General features: G+C 70.7%; 20 protein-coding genes. 11 read left to right on the top strand and 9 right to left on the bottom strand.

Annotation, left to right across the window (positions count from 1 at the left end):
- Positions 1-70 precede the first annotated feature (70 nt).
- Positions 71-976 carry a glutamate ABC transporter substrate-binding protein gene (locus tag WA670_RS25955; protein WP_037809752.1) on the bottom strand — a complete coding sequence of 302 codons (906 nt, stop codon included), beginning with the start codon at positions 974-976 and terminating at the stop codon, positions 71-73.
- Between the two features lie 117 nt (positions 977-1,093).
- Positions 1,094-1,822: an amino acid ABC transporter ATP-binding protein gene (locus WA670_RS25950; RefSeq protein ID WP_199817444.1), complete on the bottom strand. Its 729-nt coding sequence runs from the start codon at positions 1,820-1,822 to the stop codon at positions 1,094-1,096.
- Between the two features lie 280 nt (positions 1,823-2,102).
- Between WA670_RS25950 and WA670_RS25945 the strand changes: the two genes are divergently transcribed.
- Positions 2,103-2,771 carry a response regulator transcription factor gene (locus tag WA670_RS25945; protein ID WP_037809755.1) on the top strand — a complete coding sequence of 223 codons (669 nt, stop codon included), beginning with the start codon at positions 2,103-2,105 and terminating at the stop codon, positions 2,769-2,771.
- A gap of 3 nt (positions 2,772-2,774) precedes the next feature.
- Positions 2,775-4,160, top strand: a complete 1,386-nt coding sequence (locus WA670_RS25940) for a HAMP domain-containing sensor histidine kinase (RefSeq protein ID WP_037809757.1) — start codon at positions 2,775-2,777, stop codon at positions 4,158-4,160.
- Here the strand turns inward: WA670_RS25940 and WA670_RS25935 are convergent.
- Both WA670_RS25935 and WA670_RS25930 read right to left on the bottom strand, forming a co-directional pair.
- Positions 4,157-5,074, bottom strand: a complete 918-nt coding sequence (locus WA670_RS25935) for a TAXI family TRAP transporter solute-binding subunit (protein WP_238607612.1) — start codon at positions 5,072-5,074, stop codon at positions 4,157-4,159. The two genes, WA670_RS25940 and WA670_RS25935, sit on opposite strands and share 4 nt — an antisense overlap.
- Positions 5,075-5,093: 19 nt before the next feature.
- Positions 5,094-5,807: a heparin lyase I family protein gene (locus tag WA670_RS25930; RefSeq protein ID WP_336159125.1), complete on the bottom strand. Its 714-nt coding sequence runs from the start codon at positions 5,805-5,807 to the stop codon at positions 5,094-5,096.
- 233 nt (positions 5,808-6,040) lie between these two features.
- Here WA670_RS25930 and miaB point away from each other — a divergent pair, with 233 nt between their 5' ends.
- Together miaB and WA670_RS25920 are read left to right on the top strand one after the other, a co-directional pair.
- Positions 6,041-7,522 (top strand): tRNA (N6-isopentenyl adenosine(37)-C2)-methylthiotransferase MiaB, encoded by a 1,482-nt coding sequence (miaB, locus tag WA670_RS25925; protein WP_037809763.1) that lies wholly within the window; start codon positions 6,041-6,043, stop codon positions 7,520-7,522.
- Complete coding sequence (locus WA670_RS25920; RefSeq protein ID WP_037809765.1) at positions 7,519-7,995, top strand: Rv2732c family membrane protein; 477 nt, start codon at positions 7,519-7,521, stop codon at positions 7,993-7,995. The genes miaB and WA670_RS25920 overlap by 4 nt, the downstream gene beginning before the upstream one ends.
- 60 nt (positions 7,996-8,055) lie before the next feature.
- On the opposite strand, the gene WA670_RS25915 is transcribed toward WA670_RS25920, so the two are convergent.
- On the bottom strand, positions 8,056-9,369 hold the full coding sequence (locus tag WA670_RS25915) for a DUF349 domain-containing protein (protein WP_037809767.1): 1,314 nt from the start codon (positions 9,367-9,369) through the stop codon (positions 8,056-8,058).
- A gap of 225 nt (positions 9,370-9,594) precedes the next feature.
- On the opposite strand from WA670_RS25915, the gene miaA reads away from it, so the two are divergent.
- Both miaA and dapF read left to right on the top strand, forming a co-directional pair.
- Entirely contained in the window at positions 9,595-10,515 is a 921-nt protein-coding gene (gene miaA / locus WA670_RS25910; protein WP_336159123.1) for a tRNA (adenosine(37)-N6)-dimethylallyltransferase MiaA, read from the top strand.
- A 9-nt stretch (positions 10,516-10,524) separates the two neighbouring features.
- Positions 10,525-11,358: a diaminopimelate epimerase gene (gene dapF, locus WA670_RS25905; RefSeq protein ID WP_336159122.1), complete on the top strand. Its 834-nt coding sequence runs from the start codon at positions 10,525-10,527 to the stop codon at positions 11,356-11,358.
- Positions 11,359-11,412: 54 nt separating this feature from the next.
- On the opposite strand, the gene WA670_RS25900 is transcribed toward dapF, so the two are convergent.
- Genes WA670_RS25900 through WA670_RS25890 form a run of 3 tightly spaced genes read right to left on the bottom strand, consistent with a single transcriptional unit; the run spans position 11,413 to position 15,508 of the window.
- The gene (locus WA670_RS25900; RefSeq protein ID WP_043829343.1) at positions 11,413-11,727 is read right to left on the bottom strand and encodes a putative quinol monooxygenase; all 315 of its coding nucleotides are present in this window, start codon (positions 11,725-11,727) and stop codon (positions 11,413-11,415) included.
- Between the two features lie 10 nt (positions 11,728-11,737).
- Entirely contained in the window at positions 11,738-14,245 is a 2,508-nt protein-coding gene (valS, locus tag WA670_RS25895; RefSeq protein ID WP_336159121.1) for a valine--tRNA ligase, read from the bottom strand.
- Positions 14,246-14,254: 9 nt separating this feature from the next.
- Entirely contained in the window at positions 14,255-15,508 is a 1,254-nt protein-coding gene (locus WA670_RS25890) for an MFS transporter (RefSeq protein ID WP_134668637.1), read from the bottom strand.
- A gap of 58 nt (positions 15,509-15,566) precedes the next feature.
- Between WA670_RS25890 and WA670_RS25885 the strand changes: the two genes are divergently transcribed.
- The 3 genes from WA670_RS25885 to WA670_RS25875 are packed head-to-tail and all read left to right on the top strand — an operon-like array spanning position 15,567 to position 18,617.
- Entirely contained in the window at positions 15,567-16,073 is a 507-nt protein-coding gene (locus tag WA670_RS25885; protein WP_238607608.1) for an ArsR/SmtB family transcription factor, read from the top strand.
- A gap of 43 nt (positions 16,074-16,116) precedes the next feature.
- Positions 16,117-17,562 (top strand): GTPase HflX, encoded by a 1,446-nt coding sequence (gene hflX / locus WA670_RS25880; RefSeq protein WP_275291441.1) that lies wholly within the window; start codon positions 16,117-16,119, stop codon positions 17,560-17,562.
- A gap of 53 nt (positions 17,563-17,615) precedes the next feature.
- Positions 17,616-18,617 carry a hypothetical protein gene (locus WA670_RS25875; protein WP_275291440.1) on the top strand — a complete coding sequence of 334 codons (1,002 nt, stop codon included), beginning with the start codon at positions 17,616-17,618 and terminating at the stop codon, positions 18,615-18,617.
- A 567-nt stretch (positions 18,618-19,184) separates the two neighbouring features.
- On the opposite strand, the gene lexA is transcribed toward WA670_RS25875, so the two are convergent.
- Positions 19,185-19,844, bottom strand: coding sequence for a transcriptional repressor LexA (gene lexA, locus WA670_RS25870; RefSeq protein WP_037810096.1), 660 nt, complete (start codon positions 19,842-19,844; stop codon positions 19,185-19,187).
- Between the two features lie 1,135 nt (positions 19,845-20,979).
- Between lexA and WA670_RS25865 the strand changes: the two genes are divergently transcribed.
- Together WA670_RS25865 and nrdR are read left to right on the top strand one after the other, a co-directional pair.
- A complete protein-coding gene (locus WA670_RS25865) occupies positions 20,980-21,534 on the top strand; it encodes a LysM peptidoglycan-binding domain-containing protein (RefSeq protein ID WP_336159120.1) in 555 nt (184 codons plus the stop codon).
- A gap of 307 nt (positions 21,535-21,841) precedes the next feature.
- Positions 21,842-22,333, top strand: coding sequence for a transcriptional regulator NrdR (nrdR, locus tag WA670_RS25860; RefSeq protein WP_037809784.1), 492 nt, complete (start codon positions 21,842-21,844; stop codon positions 22,331-22,333).
- The last annotated feature ends 28 nt before the right edge of the window (positions 22,334-22,361 follow it).

Raw genomic sequence — 22,361 nt, 5'->3', positions numbered from 1 at the left:
GTCCGTGTGCCGATAGTGGGTGTACCGCGGCCGGTGGGCGAAAGCTTCGCCCACCGGCCGCCGGGTCAGATCAGTACCGCTCGATGGCAGGCGGCGTCGCGGGCGCGCCGGACTTGCCGAGGGTCGCGTCGTAGATCTTCTTCCAGGTGCCGTTGGTCTCGGCGGCCTGCAGCAGGTCGTCGATCTTGTCGCGCAGCACCTTGTCGTCCTTGTTCAGGCCGATGCCGTAGGGCTCCTTCGAGAACGGCTTGCCGACGACCTTGAAGGTGTCCGGGTCCTGTGCCGCGTAGCCCTTGAGGATCGCGTCGTCGGTGGTGACCGCGTCGACGTCCTTCGTCTGCAGCTTCTCGACGCACTGCGAGTACTTCTGGAACTCGACGATCTGGTCGGTCAGCTTCTGCTCGCGCACGCGCTGGATCGGGGTCGACCCGGTGACCGAGCAGACCTTCTTGCCCTTCAGCGTCTCCGGGCCGGTGATCGAGTTGTCGTCCTTGCGCACCAGCAGGTCCTGCCCGGCCTGGAAGTACGGGCCGGCGAACGACACGAGCTTCTTGCGCTTGTCGCTGATGGTGTAGGTGCCGACGTAGAGGTCGACCTGGCCGTTGGAGATGGCCTGCTCGCGGGCGCCCGAGTCGACCGTCGTGTACTTGATCTTGTCCTCGCTGAAGCCGAGGCCCGCCGCGACCATCCGGGCGATCTCGATGTCGAAGCCCTGGAACTTGCCGGTCTTCGGGTCCTTCTGGCCCAGCTCGGGCTGGTCGTCCTTGACGCCGATCGTGATCGTGCCCGCGTTCTTGATCTTCGTGAAGGTCGGCGAGCCGTCGAGCTTGACGTCCTTGGCCACCTCGTAGGTGGGCAGCGGCGCGGCGCTCGCGTTGTTGTCCCCGCCGGGGCCGGCCGGGGTGCCTTCCTTGCCGCAGGCCGTGAGCAGCAGCCCGCCGGCGAGCAGAGCGGCCGCGAGGGTGCGGATCCTCATGTCAGTCTCTCCAATATCTGTCCGGGAAACATCTGTCCGGGAACGTCGGGACCGGTCCGGGTACGGCCGATTACAGCCATCCCGGACGCGGGGCGCCGGGGGATTCCCCCGAACGGGTCAGTGGGTCAGGATCTTGCCGAGGAAGTCCTTCGCGCGGTCGGACTTCGGCTTGGTGAAGAACTCCTCCGGCGTCGTGTCCTCGACGATCTCGCCGTCGGCCATGAAGATGACCCGGTCGGCGGCGCGGCGGGCGAAGCCCATCTCGTGGGTGACCACGAGCATGGTCATGCCGTCCTTCGCCAGGCCGGTCATCACGTCCAGCACCTCCTGGACCATTTCCGGGTCCAGCGCCGAGGTCGGCTCGTCGAACAGCATCACCTTGGGCTTCATCGCGAGCGCGCGGGCGATCGCGACGCGCTGCTGCTGGCCGCCGGACAGCTGGGCGGGGTACTTGTCGGCCTGGTTCGCGATGCCGACGCGCTCGAGCAGTTCCATCGCGGTCTTGCGGGCCTCGGCCTGCGCGGTCTTGCGCACCTTCACCGGCGCGAGCATGACGTTCTCGAGGATCGTCTTGTGCGCGAACAGGTTGAACTGCTGGAAGACCATCCCGACGTCGGCGCGCAGCGAGGCGAGCGCCTTGCCCTCCTCGGGCAGCGGCACGCCGTCGACGGCGATCTCGCCGGAGTTGATCGGCTCGAGCCGGTTGATCGCGCGGCACAGCGTCGACTTGCCCGACCCGGACGGCCCGAGCACGACGACGACCTGGCCGCGCGGCACCTCGAGCGTGATCTCGCGCAGCACGTGCAGCTCGCCGAAGTACTTGTTCACGGCGGCCGCCTTGATCATCGGCGTCGCCACCTCGGTGGTCATCGTGGCCTCCAGAGCTCCGTTGGTCGTCGGCGTCCGCGGAACCGGGGTTCCGCAACGCTTGCGGAAACCTACTACCGGGACATCTCTTGTAAAGACGGCTTGAGCAATACTTAGGGTTTCAACTACGTATCGGATGCGGCCGTCGTGGCGGCGTTCAGCCTAGTCCGGACTGTGGCGGCCGCCACGCACCGTGTCCGCGGGGCGTGGCGCCCTAGAGTCCGGCTACCGTGGTCTGGATCACCGGGGAGGAGCAAGCGTGCGCGTGCTGCTGGTGGAAGACGACGACCGGGTCGCCGGGGCGCTCGTGCCCGCGCTGGTCCGCCGCGGGCTCACCATGCAGCGGCTGCCGTCCGGGGCCGGGGTGCTCGACCGGGTCCACGACGTCGACGTGATCCTGCTCGACCTGGGGCTTCCCGACGTCGACGGCGTGGTGCTGTGCCGGCAGATCCGCGCGGTCAGCGACGTCGCGGTGATCGTCGTGTCCGCGCGCGGCGAGGTGAACGACCGCGTGCACGGCCTGCGCGCCGGAGCCGACGACTACCTGGTCAAGCCGTACGACGTGGAGGAACTGCTCGCGCGTGTCGAAGCGGTGCGCCGGCGGCGGGTCGAACGGCCCGCGCCGTCCGTGCCGGTGGTGGAGGTCGGCGACGTCCGGATCGACCTCGCCCGGTACGAGGTGCTGGTGGCGGGCGAGCCGATCGCGTTGTCCCGCAAGGAGTTCCAGGTGCTCGCGCTGGTCGCGGCGGCGGGCGGCGCGGTGTGCTCGCGCGAACAGGTGCTGAACGAGGTGTGGGGGCACCGCGGCGCGGCCGAGAGCCGTTCGCTGGACGTCCATGTCGCCACCCTGCGCACCAAACTCGGCCGTCCGGCGCTGATCGAGACGGTGCGCGGCGTCGGCTACCGGCTGGGCAACGGACGGGACTGACCGGTGCGCGTCCGGCTGCAGGGCATCGTCGTCACGCTCGTCGCCCTGCTCGTGTTCGGGCTCGGCATCCCGCTCGCGCTCAGCATCGCGAGCAGCCTCCAGCAGAAGCTTTTCCTCGACCGGCTCACCGACACCTCGCGGTTCGCCTCGCTCGCCCAGCGTCCGCTGCTCGACAACGAGCTCGGGCTGCTGGAACCCAAACTGCGCCGGTACACCGAGGTGTACGGCGTGAAAGTGGTCGTGGTGAACCAGGACGGCGAGCCGGTGCTGAGCTCGGTGGGCGGAGCCGTCGACCGGACCGCGATCCGGGTGCCGGTGAACGAGGCGCTCGCCGCCCGTCCGCCTGAGGCCGGTCCGTTGCTGATGCCGTGGGCGAGCAAACCGCTGGTGCTGGCCGAGCCGATCCTCATCGACGGCGAGGTGCGCGGCGCGGTGGTGACGGAGTCCGCGACCGATCACGTCCGCACCCAGTTGCTGTGGCAGTGGCTGCTGCTGGCCGCGTGCGCGCTGGTCGCGTTCGGGCTCGCGCTGCTCGTCGCGCTGCCGGTGGTGCGCTGGACGCTGCGCCCGGTGCGGCGGCTGGACGAGGCGACCGGCGCGCTGGTCGCGTCCGTGGTCAGCGGCCGGGAAGCGGAGCCGGTGGGGGAGAGCGGCGGCCCGCCGGAGCTGCGGCAGCTGGGACGGTCGTTCGACCGGATGGCGGCGAGTGTGTCGGAAGCGCTGGCCGCGCAGCGCGCGTTCGTCGCCGACGCCTCGCATCAGCTGCGCAATCCGTTGACCGCGTTGAAGATCCGGCTGGGCAATCTCGATGGCCAGGTCACGGACGAAGCCGCGGCGGCCGATCTCGAAGCGGCGCAGGTGGACGCCAAGCGGCTGAACCAGATCCTCGACGAGCTGCTGTCCATGGCCCGCGCGGAATCCGCCGGCGGCGAGCTGGTTTCCGAAGACCTCGCCGAGGTGATCGCCGATCGCGTCGCCGACTGGTCGGTGGTCGGGGCGGCCCGCGAGGTCTCGCTGGAGAGCGCGGTGGACGTCGGCGGCGCGCGCGTGCTCGTGCCGCCGAGGGGGCTGGAGGTCGTGCTCGACGCGTTGCTGGACAACGCGCTCAAGTTCAGCCCTTCCGGTACTTCCGTCGAGGTGGCCGCGAGCGTTGCCGAGGACCGGGTGACGGTTTCGGTGCGCGACCACGGGCCCGGACTGCGCGAGGACGAGCTGGAGCGGGCGGTCGACCGGTTCTGGCGGAGCACAGCGCATCAGAACGTGCCCGGATCGGGGCTGGGGCTGGCGATCGTGACCGAGATCGTGCGGCATTCCGGCGGGGAGATCCAGCTGTCCTTGCCGGAAGGCGGCGGGTTGCGGATCGCGATGGACTTCCCGGTCGCGCGCTAGACCTTCTCCGCGCGGTAATACGCCAGCGCGCCGGGATGCAACGGCAGCGGTCCGGTCTCGATGCCCGGATGCACGTCGATCGACAGGGCCGCCCGGTTGACCGCCGCGAGCTGCGGGCGGGCGTCGTACAGGCCCTTCGTGAGCGCTTCGGCGACGTCGGCGGACATCGAGGTGGGCACGACCAGGAAGTTCGGCACCACGAGCGTCGTGACCGGGCCGGGCTGGTCGTAGGTGCTGCCGGGGATGGTCGCGGTGCCGTACACCGGGCTGAACCGCTGCATGCCCGGCATCAGGTTGGACATGTCGAGCAGCCGCAGCCCGACCTTGCGGTTGTACTCGGTGATCAGCGGCGTCGGCAGCCCGCCGGACCAGAACATCGCGTCGACCTTGCGGTTCTCCAGCGCGGTGAGCGAGTCCTCCAGGCTCAGCTGGTTGACCGTGACCGCGCCTTTCAGCCCGGCGACCTGCAGCACCCGGTCGGCGATGTACTCGACGCCCGACTCCGGGGAGCCGACCGCGATGTGGCGGCCGCGCAGCATGGAGACCGACGTGTAGGGCGAGTCCTTCCGGACGACGATGTGCAGGTAGTCGTCGTGGATGCGGGCCAGCGCGGCGAGCTTGCCGGGGTGCGCGGCCGCCGCGTCCGCGGCCAGGTCCGCGGCGACGAACGCGACGTCCGCGCCCCCGGAAAGCACTCGGTTGAGGTTGTCGCGCGACCCCTGGGTGGCGAGCACCTCGGGCGTCTCGATGCCGAGTTCGCCCGCCCACGCCGACGCCAGCGGCCCGGCCAGATCGTGGTAGACGCCGCCCACCGACCCGGCCGCGACGCGCAGGTGCAGGTTCGCGAAGCTCGGCCCGCACCCGCTCAGCAGCACCGTGAGCACTGCCAGCGCCGCCGTCAGCCTCCATCGCATGCAGCGATGGTGCCAGAGGTCAGCCGGTGACGTCGGCCAGGCTGTCGCCCATCCGGATCTTGCTGAACCACTGCGTCGCCGTCTCGTCGGCCTGGTGGTAGACGCCCCACTTCAGGTAGTTCCGCGTTCCGTCGATCGTGGTTCCGGTGTAGGTGGTGGACCCGTCGGCGAACGTCTGGCGTTTGCCGTCGAACCAGAACTGGATGGTGCCCTGGGTGCGGTCGGTCGAGATCCGGAACGCGATGTCGTGCCACTCGTCGTTCGAGACCGGCGCGTTCCACAGCTTGACGCTGGTGTGGTCGGTCGTCCACTCCTCGAGCTGGAGTTTGCCGCCGGAAATCTTGAGGACGATCGGATGGTTCGCGGTGCCGGTGCTCGGGCTGCATTTCAGCTGGAACACGTAGCGGCTGGTGGAGTCGGTGATCCGGTACTTCGACGACCAGCCGAGGTAGAACGTCTTGCCCGCGGCGAGATCCGGGCCGACCGCCTCGCAGCGCTCCTCCTGGGCGAGCTGCTCGGCGACCCACACCTTGCCCTTCGCGGCGTCGGTCGCGGTCTTGAAGTGGCCGTCGGCGCACTGGACCGAGTTGAACGCGCCAGGGCCGTCGGCGGGGTCGGCCGACCAGGTGACCGACTGCGGAACCGGTTCCGCGGCGACCGGGGCGGCCGCCAGCGCGGCGACGACGAGCGTGCTCGCGACAGCGGCCGCGGAGCAGGCGAAAACCTTGCGCACATTTCCTCCAGAGCGGCGGCGGTCCGATTCGGAACAATGGCGGTGATCTTATCTTCGGGCGGGCGCGGAAAACAATAGCGAAAATTGTTTGCCGACGACCGTTCCGGTGCATTTCCGTTCCCGGTCAACGGCACATTTCCCGATTAGCGGAATACGTGGCGGACCGCGTCGCATAACGTCCGCCGACCGGGTGCCGGGTCCGGCGCGGGACCCGGGGTTTAGGCTGGAGCGCGATGAACGCGAAAACGTACCAGATCCGCACGTTCGGCTGCCAGATGAACGTGCACGACTCCGAACGGCTCGCCGGGCAGCTCGAGGAAGCCGGCTACGTCCCCGCTCCCGGGCAGGCGAAGCCGGATCTGGTCGTGTTCAACACCTGCGCCGTGCGGGAGAACGCGGACAACAAGCTCTACGGCACCCTCGGGCACCTCCGCCCGGACAAGGTCGCCAATCCGGACATGCAGATCGCCGTCGGCGGGTGTCTCGCGCAGAAGGACCGCGGCGACATCGTCAAGCGCGCGCCGTGGGTCGACGTCGTCTTCGGGACGCACAACATCGGTTCGCTGCCGGCGCTGCTGGAGCGCGCGCGGCACAACGCCGAGGCCGAGGTCGAGATCCTCGAATCGCTCGAGACGTTCCCGTCCACGCTGCCCGCGCGCCGCGAATCGTCCTATGCGAGCTGGGTGTCGGTTTCGGTCGGCTGCAACAACACCTGCACTTTCTGCATCGTGCCGTCGCTGCGCGGCAAGGAGCGCGACCGCCGTCCCGGCGAGATCCTCGCCGAGGTCGAGGCGCTGGTCGCCGAGGGCGTGCTCGAGGTGACCCTGCTGGGCCAGAACGTGAACTCCTACGGCGTCGAGTTCGGCGACCGGCTCGCGTTCGGCAAGCTGCTGCGCGCGACCGGCGGGATCGACGGGCTGGAGCGCGTGCGGTTCACCTCGCCGCATCCGGCCGCGTTCACCTCGGACGTGATCGACGCGATGGCCGAGACCCCGAACGTCTGCCACCAGCTGCACATGCCGCTGCAGTCCGGTTCGGACCGGGTGCTGCGCGAGATGCGCCGGTCGTACCGGTCGACGCGGTTCCTGAACATCCTCGACGAGGTGCGCGCCAAGATGCCGGACGCCGCCATCACCACCGACATCATCGTCGGGTTCCCCGGCGAGACCGAGGAAGACTTCCAGGCGACGCTCGACGTCGTCCGCGCCGCGCGGTTCTCCAGCGCGTTCACCTTCCAGTACTCGAAGCGCCCCGGCACGCCCGCCGCGGAGATGGCGGACCAGCTGCCGAAGGAGGTCGTGCAGGAGCGCTACGACCGGCTGGTCGAGCTGCAGAACGAGATCTCCTGGGAAGAGAACCGCAAGCTGGTCGGCCGCCGGGTCGAGCTGCTGGTCGCCGCGGGCGAGGGGCGCAAGGACGCGGAGACGCACCGGATGAGCGGGCGCGCCCGCGACGGACGGCTGGTGCACTTCACGCCGTCCGGCCCGGCCGTCGACCGTTCGGTCCGCCCGGGCGACGTCGTGGAGACGGTGATCAGCTACGGCGCGCCGCACCACCTGGTCGCGGACGGCGACCTCCTGACCCATCGCCGCACGCGAGCGGGCGACAACGCCGAAGCCGGTCTTCGGCCCAAGACGAGCGGGGTCACCCTGGGACTGCCGGGCTTCGGAGCCCCGGCGGCGCAGCCGGCCCCGGTGAGTGGGTGTGCAGGATGAGCGAACCGGGAACGCCGGCCGAGGTCGACCGCAGGCTGAGCGACGAGATCGACGACGCGGGCCGCCGAGCCGCGCGCACGGTGGAGCTGGGCAGGCGCGGCTTCACCATCTCGGTGCTGATGTTCGTGCTGCTCGTGGCGCAGATCCTGCCGTGGGCGCAGGGCCGTGCCGGCTGGGAGACGCTGGCCGGCGAGGCGGGCGGGGTTCCGCAGCTGTTCGCCGTGACGTCCACCGGCGTCGGCGTGTTCATCGGCGCGGTCGCGCTTGTGTCGCGCCGCTGGTGGGTCGCGTGGTGCTGCGCCGCGGGCGGCTGGTTCGCCTCGGTCGACGGCCTGCTGGCGATCTGGTCGCAGCAGTCCGCGCACGCCAGCGGAGCGGCCGGCGACGGCCCGGGAATCGGCATGATCGTGGCCTGGATCGCGACGATCGTCCTGGCGACGCTCTGGATGCGCACCGCGTTCTCGCGCACTTGAGCCCAACTGCATAAAAAAGGGCCGGTACCCGCGGGTACCGGCCCTTTTCGTGTCGTCGGATCAGCGATCGGCGACCGCGGCTTCCGCGGCCTCCATCCATTCCCGCCACTGGGAGGCCTGCTCCTCGGCCTTCTTCGCCCGCCGTTCGTCCCCGGCGGCCCTGGCCTTGGCGGCTTGCGATTCGAACTGCTCGACGCGCTCGCGGAACTGCGCGGCCCGCGCCTGCGCCTCCGGGTCGGTGCGGCGCCAGCGGCTGTCCTCGGCGGACTTCACCGCGTCCTGCACCGCCTTGAGCCGCCCGTCCAGTTCGCGGATGCGCTCGCGCGGGACCTTGCCGATCTCGTCCCACTGCTCCTGGATCCGCCGCAGCGCCGACTTGGCCGCCTCGAGGTTGGCCGCCACGTCGATCTTCTCGGCCTCGACCAGCAGTTCTTCCTTGCGCTGAGCGTTGCCGGCGAACTCCGCGTCGCGCTCGGAGAACACGGCCGAGCGGCGGGCGAAGAACGCGTCCTGCGCCGCGCGGAACCGCTGCCACAGCGCCTCGTCGCTGTCCTTCGGCGCGCGTCCGGCGGCCTTCCACTCGGCCATCAGGTCCTTGTACCGGCCCGCGGTGGCGCCCCAGTCGTCCGAGTCGGACAGCGCCTCGGCCTCGGCGATCAGCTCTTCCTTGCGCTGCTTCGCGCTCGCCCGCTGCTTGTCCAGCTCGGCGAAGTGCGAGCCGCGGCGGCGGTTGAACGCCTCGCGCGCCTTCGAGAAGCGCTTCCACAGCTCGTCGTCGGTCTTGCGGTCGACGCCCTTGACCGTCTTCCACTCGTCGAGGATCGCGCGCAGCCGGTCGCCCGCGGCCTTCCACTGGGTGGACTCGGCGGCGATCTTCTCCGCCTCGTCGGCCAGCGCCTGCTTGCGCGCCACGGCCGCCGCCCGGGCTTCCTCTCGCTCGTGCTTGACGTTGACCAGCGCCTTCTCCGCCAGCCCGATCACGAACTCGAGCCGCGCGGCGAGCGCCTTCAGGTCGCCGACCACGGCCGCCTCGCCGAGCCCGTCGCGGATCTGGGTGGCGCTGGAGAGGGCGTGCTTCGGGTCGCCCGCTCCGGAGTTCAGCCGCGTTTCGAGCAGTTCGACCTCGGTGCGCACGTCGTCGAAGCGGCGCGCGTAGTGCAGCAGGCCTTCCTCGGGCGTGCCTGCCTGCCAGACCCCGACCTCGCGTTCGCCGTCGGCGGTGAAGACGTAAACGGTGCCTTCCCCGTCGACCCGGCCCCAGGTGGCGGGGGCGGGCTCGGCGGGCGGCACCGGAGGCGCGGCATGGCCGGCGCCCTGCGCGTGCGGCACCGGGTGCGGTGCCGGGGTGCCGGGGGACGTGTTCTCCTGGGCCATCGCAGGCTCCTTATCGCCTGTACGCCCGCGGCTGCGGGCGCCCCGCCGCGTGAGCGGGGCCGGGTTACGCTGTTGTCGTGCTCTGCCGGGGGCATGGGGCCCCAGCGGCATTCAAGCAGCTCAGCGCGCGCCGTGGTACTGGATGAGCCGCCTGAAAGCGTTGATCCTACTTCTCCTTGACGCTCCGTGCCCGCGTCCCGCCCCGGCCGGGTACCGTTCTGCGGCGTGATCAGCCCAGCTCAACGGCCCCGTCCGGTGGCCGTCGTCGGCCCCACCGCCACCGGGAAGACGGCACTGGCCGTCGAACTCGCGCTGGCGCTGGACGGCGAGGTGGTGAACGCCGACGCGCTCCAGCTCTACCGGGGCATGGACATCGGCACCGCCAAAGCGACCGCGGAGGAACGGCGAGGGGTCCCGCACCACCTGCTGGACGTACTCGACGTGACCGAGACCGCGTCGGTCGCCGCCTATCAGCGTGACGCCCGCAGCACGATCGAGCGGATTCTCGACGCGGGCCGGGTCCCGGTGCTGACGGGCGGCTCGGGGCTGTACGTGCAAGCGGTGCTGGACGATCTCCGTTTCCCCGGCACCGACCCCGCGGTGCGCGCGCGGCTCGACGAAGAGGCCGCCGAACTCGGCACCGCCGCGCTCTACACCCGGCTGGAGGAGCGCGACCCGGTCGCGGCGGCGGCGATCCTGCCCACGAACACCCGCCGCATCGTGCGGGCGCTGGAGGTCATCGAGATCACCGGCGAGCCGTTCTCCGCGAACCTGCCGAAACCGGGTCCGGCGCGCTGGGACACCGTGCTGATCGGGATCGACCGCGAGATCGCCGAGCTGGACGAGCGCGTCGACCTGCGGGTGGAGCGGATGTTCGAGGCCGGTCTCGTGGACGAGGTGCGCGCGTTGCTCGGCCGCGGGCTGCGGGAGGGGAAAACCGCTTCGCGGGCGCTCGGCTACCAGCAGGTGCTGGCCGAACTGGACGGCGAAGGCGACTTCGCGGCAGCCGCGGCGGCGACCGCGCAGGCCACCCGCCGGTTCGTGCGGCGGCAGCGTTCGTGGTTCCGCCGGGACAAGCGGATCCGGTGGTTCGACGGCGGATCGGCGGACCTGGCCGCGCGGGTCCGCGCCGCGCTCGACCAGTAACCTGGATGCATGGGCGGCATCGAATTCCTCAAGGGCCACGGCACGCAGAACGACTTCGTGCTGCTGCCTGACGCGGCCGGCCGCCTCGACCTCACGGCGGAGCGCGTCGCGGCGCTGTGCGACCGGCAGCGGGGACTCGGCGCGGACGGCGTGCTGCGCGTCGTGCGCGCGAAGGCGATCGGCGAAGAATCGGCCGGCGAGTGGTTCATGGACTACCGCAACGCCGACGGTTCGATCGCCGAGATGTGCGGCAACGGCACCCGCGTTTTCGCGCGCTACCTGGTGGACGCCGGTCTGGAATCGGACGGCGAGTTCGTCATCGGCACCCGGGCGGGCGACCGGCCGGTCGTCGTGCACCCGGACCGTTCGGTCACCGTGCAGATGGGCCCGGCGGCGATCACCGGCACGTCGGTCACCATGGTCGCCGGGCAGGCGTTCTCCGGCGTCGCGGTGAACGTCGGCAACCCGCACCTCGTGTCGGTCACCGACACCGACATCGCCGGGCTCGACCTGCGCGACCAGCCCGATTTCGACCACGACGTCTTCCCGACCGGCGTCAACCTGGAGTTCGTCAACGTGCTCGGCGAGGGCGCGCTGCGGATGCGCGTCCACGAGCGCGGCGTGGGGGAGACGCGCGCCTGCGGCACCGGCACGGTCGCGGCGGTGGCCGCCTCGCTGCACCTCGCGGGCAAGGACACCGGCGAGTCCACAGTGGACATCCCGGGCGGCCGCGTGTCGGTGACGATCTCGCGCGGGGACTCGACGCTGTCCGGCCCCGCGGAGATCGTGGCCCGCGGCGAGATCGACGAGGCTTGGTGGGCTGCCGCCGGTTCGCCGCCGTGAGCGGCAAGCCGGGGTCGTAACCCGGCTCGCCGCCCACGGCCAGCCGCGGCAGAGTCAGTTCGCCGGCGGGATTTCCCGCGGCCGGTCGTACATCCGCACATCGCGGTCGACGGTCAGCGGCAGCACACGGCCCAGGCCGATCTCCCGGAAGTGGTCCGACTCGCGATGCGCCTTGAACGCCGCGTCGTCGGCGTACTTCTCGATGCTCACGTACCGCCCCGGCGTTTCGTCGGAGCGGAACACTTCGTACGACAGGCAGCCCGGTTCTTCGCGGCACGCGGCCGCGAACTCGTGCAGCGCCCGGCCGAACTCCTCGGAGTTCTCGGGGCTGCTGGACACATCGGCGACGACGAGCACGTAGGAATCCACGAAAACCACCCTACGGGGTTACGATCTTGGCATCGAGCGAAAAGTCGCCGTCGCGCGTGGTGATCTCGCCGATCGCCCCGGCGAGCCGGACGTCCGCGGCCACCGCGGCGAACCGGGCCAGCGTCTCCGCCGGGCCGCCCACGGTCAGCGTCTCGACCGGCGAGCGCATCGACACCTTCGCGTCCGACTTCGCCCGACGCACCGCCGCGATCACCTCGCCCGCCAGCGTCAGCAGCGACGGGTCACCGTCGACCACCGGCACCGACGGCCACGCCGCCTGGTGCACGGAACCTTCCCGCCACCACGACCAGATCTCCTCGGTCGCGAACGGCAGCACCGGGGCGAACATGCGCACCAGCGCCGACAGCACCGTCCGCAGCGCCACCTGGGCCGATTCGGCCGCCTCGGCGCCGAGATCGCCGTACGCGCGGCCCTTCACCAGCTCCACGTAGTCGTCGCAGAACGTCCAGAAGAACGTCTCGGTCACCTGTAGCGCACGCGCCTGGTCGAGCGCCTCGAACGCGGCCGTCGCTTCCTCGACCACCTTCGTCAGCGTGGCGAGCACAGACCGGTCCAGCGGCTGCGTGACGACCGATTCCGGCTTGGGGATCCCGAGCCCGAGCACGAACCGGCTCACGTTCAACAGCTTCGTCGCCAGTCGTCGCCCGACCTTCATCTGGCCTTCGTCGACCGCCGTGTCGACGCCCGGCCGCGCGCTCGCCGCCCAGTAGCGCACCGCGTCGGAACCGTGCCGGTCCAGCAGATCCGCCGGCGTGACGACGTTGCCGACGGACTTCGACATCTTCTTCCGGTCCGGATCGAGCACCCAGCCGGAGATCACCGCGTCCCGCCACGGCAGCACGCCTTCCTCCAGTTCGGCGCGGACCGCGGTGGAGAACAGCCAGGTGCGGATGATCTCGTGCGCCTGCGGCCGCAACGAGAACGGGAACACGCGGCGGAACAGGTCGTCGTCGAGGCTCCAGCGGCCGGCGATCTGCGGCGTCAGCGACGACGTCGCCCAGGTGTCCATCACGTCCGCCTCGGCGACGAAGCCGCCCGGGACGCCGCGCTGGTCCTCGGTGTAGCCCGGCGGGACATCGGTGCTCGGGTCCACCGGCAGGTTCGCGTCGTCGGGGGTCAGCACCGCGTCGTGGTCCGGCTCGCCGTCGGCGTCCAGCGGGTACCAGACCGGGATCGGCACTCCGAAGAACCGCTGGCGGCTCACCAGCCAGTCGCTGGTCAGGCCCTCGACCCAGCTGCGGTAGCGGACCTGCATGTGCGGCGGGACCCAGTTCAGCTCCTCGCCGCGCTCGAGCAGTTTCGCGCGCAGCGCGTCGTCGCGGCCGCCGTTGCGCAGGTACCACTGGCGGCTCGTGACGATTTCCAGTGGCTTGTCGCCCTTTTCGTAGAACTTCACCGGATGCGTGATCGGCCTCGGCTCGCCGCGCAGCGCGCCCGCCTCGCGCAGGAGGTCCACCAGAATTTGGCGTCCAGTGTGGACAGTCTTGCCCGCCAGCGGTTCGTATTCGTCGGCCGGGACGCCGTGCGGCGGTTCTGCGCGGAATCGGCCGTCGCGGCCCAGCACCGGACGCGTTTCGAGCTGCAGCGCACGCCACCAGGTGACGTCGGTGGTGTCGCCGAAGGTGCAGACCATCGCGATACCGGTGCCCTTTTCCGGATCCGCGAGGTGATGCGCGTGCACCGGCACCTCGACGCCGAACACCGGCGTGTGCACGGTCTTCCCGAAAAGGCCTTGGTAGCGCTCGTCATCCGGATGCGCGACGAGCGCGACGCACGCGGGCAGCAATTCGGGCCGCGTGGTGGAGATGAGCACTTCCGCGCCGTCTTCCGCGGTGAACACGAGGTCGTGATACGCGCCGGGCCGTTCGCGGTCTTCCAGCTCAGCCTGCGCGACAGCGGTGCGGAAGGTGACGTCCCACAGCGTCGGGGCTTCGGATTGGTACGCCTCGCCGCGCGCGAGGTTGCGCAGGAACGCGCGCTGCGAGATTTCCGTGGTCGCCGGGTCGATCGTCTGGTACGCCAGCGTCCAGTCCACCGAAAGCCCGATGCTCCGCCAGACCTCCTCGAACACCTTCTCGTCGGTTTCGGTCAGCTGGCGGCACAGTTCCACGAAATTGCGCCGGGACACCGGAATCGCGTTCTTGCCGGGCTTTTCCGGCGGGGTGAAAGCCGGGTCGTAGGGCAGCGACGGCTCGCAGCGCACGCCGAAATGGTTCTGCACGCGGCGTTCGGTGGGCAGGCCGTTGTCGTCCCAGCCGACCGGGTAGAAGACCGAACGGCCGCGCATCCGTTGGTAGCGCGCGAGAACGTCGGTGTGCGTGTAGGAGAAGACATGCCCGATGTGCAGCGAGCCGCTCGCGGTCAGCGGCGGCGTGTCGATCGAGTAGACGTCCGGGCGCGTCCGGTCGAACCGGTATACGCCTTCGCGTTCCCACACCGGCACCCATTTGGCGGTCAGGCCGTCGACGCCGGCTTTGTGCGGGATCTTCTCGTCCATGCCCGCACTTTACGGGGCGGGTACAGCGATTTCCCCGCCCGTCGGCAGGTCCCGCATGCGCCGCAGCGGCGAGCAGATCACCCACAGCGCGCCCGCGATCGGCCCGGCGGTGCCGATCCACAGCGCGCCGGCGAGCCCGAGCCATTCGCCGAGCCCGCCGCCCAGCAGCCCGCCGAGCGGCAGGGCTCCCCAGACGACGAACCGGACGCTCGCGTTCATCCGGCCCAGCAGCCGGTCCGGCGTGATCGCCTGGCGGTAGGAGACCTGCGCGATGTTGTAGAGGATCACGCCGAACCCGAACGCGGCCATCCCGAGCCCGGCGAGCGCGATCCGCCAGTCCGGCGCGGCCGCCAGGACCAGGATCTCGCCCGGCCAGAACAGCACCGGGACCAGCCAGATCGACCGGGCCTGCCCGATCTTCCGGATGATCGGCCCGGCGCAGAGCGCGGCCGCGATGCCGCCGATGCCGCTCACCGCGAGCAGGCCGCCGACCTCGGCCGGTTTCAGCCCGGCCGTGCGCGTCAGGAACAGCACCTGGACGGCTTGGACCACTCCGCCGAAGAAGTTCGACGTGGCGGTGCAGGCGACGATCGCGCGCAGCGGCCGGTCGGCGACGACGAACCGCAGGCCTTCGAGCATTTGCGGCACCAGGCGGTCGTGCTCGGTGCGTTCCGGGAGGGTTTCGACGGTGCGGATGCGCCACAGGCACAGCGCGGAAGTGAGGTAGCCGAGCCCGGTGACCAGGACCGTGCTGGCCGCGCCGATGAACTGCACGAGCACGCCGGCGAGGCTCGGCCCGGCGATCTGCGCCGACGACTGCACGCCCTGCAGCTTCGCGTTGCCCTCCAGCAGCTTCTCGCGGCCGACCAGCGCGGGCAGATACGCCTGGTAGGAGACGTCGAAGAAGACCGTCGCGAACCCGACGAAGAGCACGACCACCAGGACCTGCGCCATCGTGAGCACGCCGGCCCACCAGGCGAACGGGACGCTGAGCAGCAGCACCCCGCGGACCAGGTCGGCGGCGAGCATGAGCGGCCGTTTGCGCATCCGGTCCACCCACACGCCCGCGGGAAGGCCGAGGACCAGGAAGCCGAGCGTCTCGGCCATGGTCAGCAGGCCCATCTCGAACGGCGTGGCGGCCAGCGTGACGGCGGCGAGCAGCGGAATGGCCGTGACGCCGACGAACATCCCCAGCTGGCTCGCCGTGTCCCCGGCCCACAGCCTGCGGAAATCGGCGTGGAAGAAGAGTGAGTCGCGACGCACCCGATCGAGTGTTGCCGAGTGATTGGAAAGTGTCAATCACTTTGTCTAGGCTGCGGGGATGCCGTTCCACCGACGTCCCTCCACCGAAGCCGAGGCGGCCGCGCTCGCGTCCGGAATACGGCTGCGCATCATCCGGTTGACCTCTTTCGAAGCGATGACGAACAAGGAGTTGGCAGCCCGGCTCGGCCGCGACCCGGCGACGACGCTGCACCACGTGCGGCGCCTGGTCGACACCGGTTTTCTCGTGGCACAGGAACCTCGGCGCGGTGCGCGCGGGGCGAAGGAGATCCCGTACCTGTCCACCGGGCTTTCGTGGCAGCTGGACAACGCCGAAGCCGAAGCGGTCGCGGTCAACCAGGCCATGCTCGAGGCCTATCTGGCCGAAATGGCGGAGGCCGACCTGGCGGAGACGGAGACGACCCGGCTCGTGGTCCAGGTGGGCGCCGAGGACGTCGCGGAGTTCAAGCGGCGGCTCGAGGGGCTGCTCGAAGAATTCAAGGCCAGGCCCCGCGATCCGGCCTCGGAACGCACGGCCGTGTACGTCTCGGTTTATCCCAGCAGGTAATCCGTTCGGTTCCCGCGCCGAAACGTGGGACCATGGAGGCACGATGACAGAACAGACACACGAAGACTTTTACGACGACAACGACCCCTACGACCCCTCGGTCGGGGAGATGGAGCTCGAGGACCGCGCGTCGCTGCGCCGGGTCGCGGGCCTGTCCACCGAGCTCGAGGACATCACCGAGGTCGAGTACCGGCAGCTTCGGCTGGAGCGCGTTGTGCTGGTCGGCGTGTGGACTGAAGGCACCGCCCAGCAGTCCGAGGCGTCGCTGGCCGAACTGGCGCGACTGGCCGAGACGGCGGGCTCGGAGGTGCTCGAAGGCCTCGTCCAGCGGCGGCAGAAGCCCGATCCGGCGACGTACGTCGGGTCCGGCAAGGTCCGCGAGCTGCGCGACGTGGTCGTGGCGACCGGCGCCGACACGGTGATCTGCGACGGCGAGCTCTCGCCCGGCCAGCTGCGCCAGCTGGAGGAGAAGGTCAAGGTCAAGGTGATCGACCGGACCGCCTTGATCCTCGACATCTTCGCCCAGCACGCCCGGTCCAAGGAGGGCAAGGCACAGGTCGAGCTGGCCCAGCTGCAGTACCTCGTCCCGCGGCTGCGCGGGTGGGGTTCGGCGCTGTCCCGGCAGGCCGGTGGCCGCGCGGGCGGCGCGAACGGCGGCGTGGGCCTGCGCGGGCCTGGTGAAACGAAGCTGGAGACGGACCGGCGGCGGATCAGCAAGCGCGTGGCGAAGCTCCGCCGGGAGATCGCCGCGATGGACACCATCCGCGAGACCAAGCGCGGCAAGCGCGTGGCCAACGAGGTGCCGAGCGTGGCGATCGTCGGCTACACCAACGCCGGCAAGTCGAGCCTGCTCAACGCCCTGACCGGGGCCGGGGTGCTGGTGGAGGACGCGCTGTTCGCCACCCTCGACCCGACCACGCGCCGGGCGCAGACGGCCGACGGGCGCACCTTCACGCTCACCGACACCGTCGGGTTCGTGCGGCACCTGCCGCACCAGCTGGTGGACGCGTTCCGCTCGACGCTGGAGGAGGCGGCCGACGCCGACCTGCTCGTGCACGTCGTGGACGGTTCCGACGCGGCCCCGGAGGACCAGGTCAACGCGGTGCGCGAGGTGCTCGCCGAGATCACCCGCAGCCGCAAGGAGCCGCTCCCGCCGGAGCTGCTGGTGATCAACAAGGCCGACGCGGCCGACGACGTCACCCTGGCCCGGCTGCGCCACGCGCTGCCCGGCTCGGTGCAGATCTCCGCGCGCACCGGCTCGGGCGTGGCCGACCTGGCCGAGGTGCTGGCCGAACGGCTGCCGCGCGCGGAAACGGTGATCGACGTGCTGGTCCCGTACGCGCGGGGCGAGCTCGTGTCCCGGGCGCACGCGGAAGGCGAGGTGCTGGAAGAAGAGCACGTCGCCGACGGCACGCGCCTGAAGGCGCGAGTCCGGCCGGATCTCGCCGCGGCTCTCCGGGCGTTCGAGACCAACGCCTCGGCGCTCTGAACGTCTTCCGTAGTGCACGGTCCGAGCGGGCCGTGCACTACGGAGGTGAACTGGTGCGGGTCGTCCTGGCACTGACGGCTGTCCTGATGCTCGCGGGAGCTGTCCCCGCTGCGGCTGCTCCCGCTCCGGAGACGCTGTGCCAGGTCAAGGACAAGCGCCTCAACGAACTGTCCGGCCTTGCCTCCGACGGTGAGCATTGGTACGCGATCAACGACGGCGGCACCAAAGTGCAGGTCTTCGTCCTGGACCGGAAATGCCAGGTGACGGACGTCCTGACCGACTCGACGGACCCGTACGACGTCGAGGACCTGGCCCGCGGCAAAGACGGCACCCTCTGGCTTTCCGATACCGGCGACAACCGCGCTAAACGCGAAACGATCGCCCTGCTGGAACTGAAACCGACTGGCGGCCCGGCCGTCGTGCATCGCCTGACCTACCCGGACGGCCCGCACGACACGGAGACCCTGGTTCTGGACCAGTCCGGCACGCCGTTCCTGGTGACCAAGGATCTGCTGGGCACCTCGAAGGTCTATCGGCCGTCAGCCCCGCTGGCGACTCCCGGCCCGACGAAGCTGGAGCAGGTCGGCACCCTGCGCGTCCACAGCACCGACACCCCAGGCGGCCCGGTGGGCTCGTTCGGGTCGGCGCTGATCACTGGAGGCGCGACGAGCGCGGACGGGAAAGTCATCGCACTGCGGACCTACACGGACGCGTACTTGTACGCGGCCCCGGACGGCGACGTCGCGGCGGCCCTGCAACGAGAACCGGTCCGGATTCCGCTGCCGAATGAAAAGCAGGGCGAGGCTATTGCTTTCGATCCGGACGGCACGTTGCTGTCCGCGAGCGAAGGCGTCGGCGAACCGGTGCGGGCGATCAAGAACGCGACTTCTTTGGTCACGCCGCAAGCACCTGCGCCTAAGCCCGGTGGTGCTGCTACTCCTCAGCCAGCCGAGCAGGAGTCAGGTGGGTTTCCGCTGATTCCCGCTGCAGCCATTGCCGCGGTTGTCGTTCTCGGTGCCTGGTTCCTGCTGGCCAGGAAACGTCGCCGCGCCTGACTCGCCGCCGTACTCGCCACGACTCGCTGCGCGTTCTTCCGCGCCACTCCCGCCGTGACGCACCGTCCCTGACACGCCGTTCTTGCCGTGGCGCGGTTCCTGACATGCCGCTCTTGCGCGCGCCACCGTTCCAGAGGTGCTACCCCCGCGCGCGGCACCGTTCCTCACGCGCCGCCGCCGCGCGCTGCCGCTCCCGCCGCAGCACCGTTCCTGACGGCAGGCCCCTGCCGCGGCAACGCTCTCGCCGCACCGCTCCTGCCGCGGCACCGCACTCACCGCACCGCTTTTGTGCGGCACCACTCTCGCCGCACCGTTTTTGCGCGCCGCCGTTCCTGCCGAAACACCGAACCGGAACACCGCGCATGCGCACTGCTCCTGCGTACCGCCCGCTGCTGCGCCACCACTCCCGCCGCGCCACCGCTCCGCACGAACCCGCGCCAGAGCTGCCGCCGTTCCTGCCGTAGCACTGCTTCCGGCCTCGCGCAGCCTCACGACCGTCGGCGGCGAGCCCCAACCCCAGCGCGCTCCCCTCGCCCCGGCCTCGGGGAAGGGGGAGCGCGCCACAGCTCAGAGCCGCCGCAGTACCGCCACGACCTTGCCCAGGATCGAAGCGTCGTCACCGGGAATGGGCTCGTACGCCTCGTTGTGCGGCATCAGCCACACGTGTCCGTCCTTGCGCTTGAACGTCTTCACCGTGGCCTCGCCGTCGATCATCGCGGCGACGATGTCCCCGTTCTCCGCGGCGGGCTGCTGCCGGACGACGACCCAGTCGCCGTCGGTGATGGCGGCGTCGACCATCGAATCGCCGGTGACGCTCAGCAGGAACAGTTCGCCCTCGCCGACGATTTCGCGCGGCAGCGGGAAGACGTCCTCGACGGCCTGCTCGGCGAGCACCGGACCGCCTGCCGCGATCCGGCCGACCAGCGGCACGTACGCCGCCTTCGGCACGGACGGCTGCTGGTCCATGTCGATGCCCATCGGGTTGTCGTCGGTGGACGCGAGCACGCCCACCGCGCGCGGCCGGTTCGCGTCACGGCGCAGGTAGCCCTTGCGCTGCAGCGCGCGCAGCTGATGCGACACCGACGACGTGGACGTGAGCCCCACCGCCTCGCCGATCTCGCGCACGCTCGGCGGGTAGCCGAAGCGGCTCACCCACGTGCGGATGACGTCGAGCACCTGTTGCTGGCGGACGGTCAGCGTCTCGTCCACGTCGTACACCTCCGGCATGGCGCTCACCTTCCCCGTGCTCTCGTGGCCGGACTCGCGCGCGGATTGTGCGGACGCCTTGCCTCGCGAGGCCGTCTTGGCCCCCTTCGCCGCGGTGCCCTTCACCGTGTCCTTCTCCAACGCTGCGTCGCCTCCAGCCGTCCCGCGGTCGCCGTGTCGGCGTCCCGCGCGTGTCCGCGTGCGCCGGTCCGGGATCCGCGTTTTCCGCGAACGCCCGTCCGGCGGCACCCGCCGGAGCCGGTCCGGCAGATGTCCTGGTCACCGACGTTAGCCACCGCGCGCGACGATTTCAAACATCTGTTCGATCGACACGCCGTGTCCTCTCGATTTTGTCGGTGCGGGGTGGTAGACCTTCGCACGGACGTTCGATAGAACGCCTGTTCGATCTGGACCGCTGCGGCGCAGGTGTACGGCCCGGACCGGACGGATTCGCAGGTCACGAGGAGGTTCCGGAATGTCGATCCTGGCAGATCGCGGGCTGGTCCGCCCGCTTCGGCCCGTCCCTGCCGTCCGCCCTGTCGAGGGCGGCGCCGCGTCGGACGGGACGGTCCCCGTCCGGAGGGAACCCGGGCGGGGCGGCCCGACGCGCCGTTCGCGGCGACGCGCGGAGCGGATAGACGCCACCCGAAAGGATGGTGTTCCTTCGGGCTCCGAAGCCGAATCCGGCGAGGTTCCGGGCCCCGCGGCCGGTTCCGCCGAGGTGGTCGACCTTCACGGCCGGACCGGCGCGCGGCGCGGCCCTGGCGCGGATCGGCCCGGCGAGGCTGCGCGCGGCGAGTCCGTCCGGGGCGACGCACGGCGCGGCCGCGGCGCGGGCGAGCCCCGGGAAGGCGCACGCGGCGCAGCCGGGCGGCGGCGTGCCTGGCTGGCAGCGGAGGAAGCCGGACTCGGAGGCGGCGAGCGAGCTGATCTCCAACGTTCGGCGCCGAGCGATGACGCTGAACTGCGCTCTGCCGCCGCCGTTCGATCCGTCGAGCGAGCCGGGTTCCAGACCTTGGCTCCCTCCGCTGTCGGAACTGAAGAGCGTGCGCCGCGTGGCCGTGCTGCGGTGCGGTCCGCCGAGCGAGCCGGGTTCCAGACCTCGGCTCCCTCCACCGTCGGAACTGAAGAACGTGCGCCGCGCCGCCGCGCTGCGGTGCGATCCGTCGAGCGAGCCGGATTCCAGACCTCCGCCCCCTCGGCCGTCGAAACCGAAGAGGCCCCTCCTCGCGAGGCCCGTCGCGCGGTCCGGCACATCCCCGCCGCCGTTCCGGCCAACCCTGGGCGCACCGCGCGCGAGCGGCGTGGCGAGCCGTTGCGGCCGCCGTCCCGGGAGCGGGTCGTCGCCGGGCGGCGCGGTGGGGTGGCCTGCCGTACCGAGGCCCGGCCGTCGGTGCGGTGGCCGTGGCTGTTCGCGATCGCCTTCGCGGCCTGCCTCATCGTCACTGGGCTCGGCGTGTTCGGCGCCGGCGTGTCCAGCGGCCCGGTGCCGTCGCGGACCGCGTCCGTTTCCGTGCAGCCCGGCGATTCGCTCGGGACGCTCGCCGCCCGGTTCGCGCCGAACGCCGACCAGAGCGCGGTCGTCGAACGGATCAAGGAGCTCAACAACCTCGACGACACCGCGCTGCTGCCCGGCATGCCGCTCACCGTGCCGGTCGCCTGGTCCGGGGCCGGTTCGGGCGGAGAAACAGGAGGCGCGTCAGGGTCATGACTCTCGGAAACCACCCGGTCGCATCTTGCGCAACCGCTCTTTCACCCTCTCGGGTTTCTTGCGCCCGCCCCGGAGGCGATCTATGGTCTACCCCTATATCTAGTAGTTACACCGCTGTAGTTGGTCCACAGGTAGGGGTAGACTGGCGGCAGTTGTCCACAGCTGGTCGGCAGTTGCCCACCGGATGTCCACAAGTCGATCACCAGGCGCGGGGTCGCGCGCGGTGACCGCGGTCCAGGCCGTAGCGTGGCGGCAGGGGCCGGTCGGGACAGGAATCGACCGGCGCGGAGGGGAAGGTGATCGGCGGATGAGGTGCCCGTTCTGCCGGCATGCGGACTCTCGGGTCGTCGACTCCCGAGAGGTGGACGAGGGACAGGCGATCCGGCGGCGGCGTTCGTGCGCCGAGTGCGGACGACGTTTCACCACGTCGGAGACGATGGTGCTGGCCGTGGTCAAACGGTCCGGCGCCACCGAGCAGTTCAGCCGGGACAAGGTGGTCAACGGAGTGCGGCGGGCCTGCCAGGGCCGCCCGGTCGACGACGACGCGCTGCAGAAGCTCGCGCAGCGCGTGGAGGAGTCGATCCGGTCCGCCGGGCTCGCCGAGATCCCCAGCCACGAGGTCGGCCTCGCCATCCTCGGCCCGCTGCGGGAACTGGACGGCGTCGCGTATCTCCGGTTCGCCAGCGTCTACCGCTCCTTCTCCTCGGTCGAGGACTTCGAGAAGGAGATCTCCGACCTGCGGAAAGCCATGGCGGGAACTGCGGAGGACCAGGAAGGCGAGCGCGCCGGCGACGACTGAGCCGTCACCGGGTCGCGGGGAGCGAGGG

This window comes from Amycolatopsis sp. VC5-11 (assembly GCF_037034185.1).
GTDB classification, from domain to species: Bacteria; Actinomycetota; Actinomycetes; order Mycobacteriales; family Pseudonocardiaceae; genus Amycolatopsis; species Amycolatopsis nivea.
This window is presented reverse-complemented; position numbering and strand designations above follow the sequence as displayed.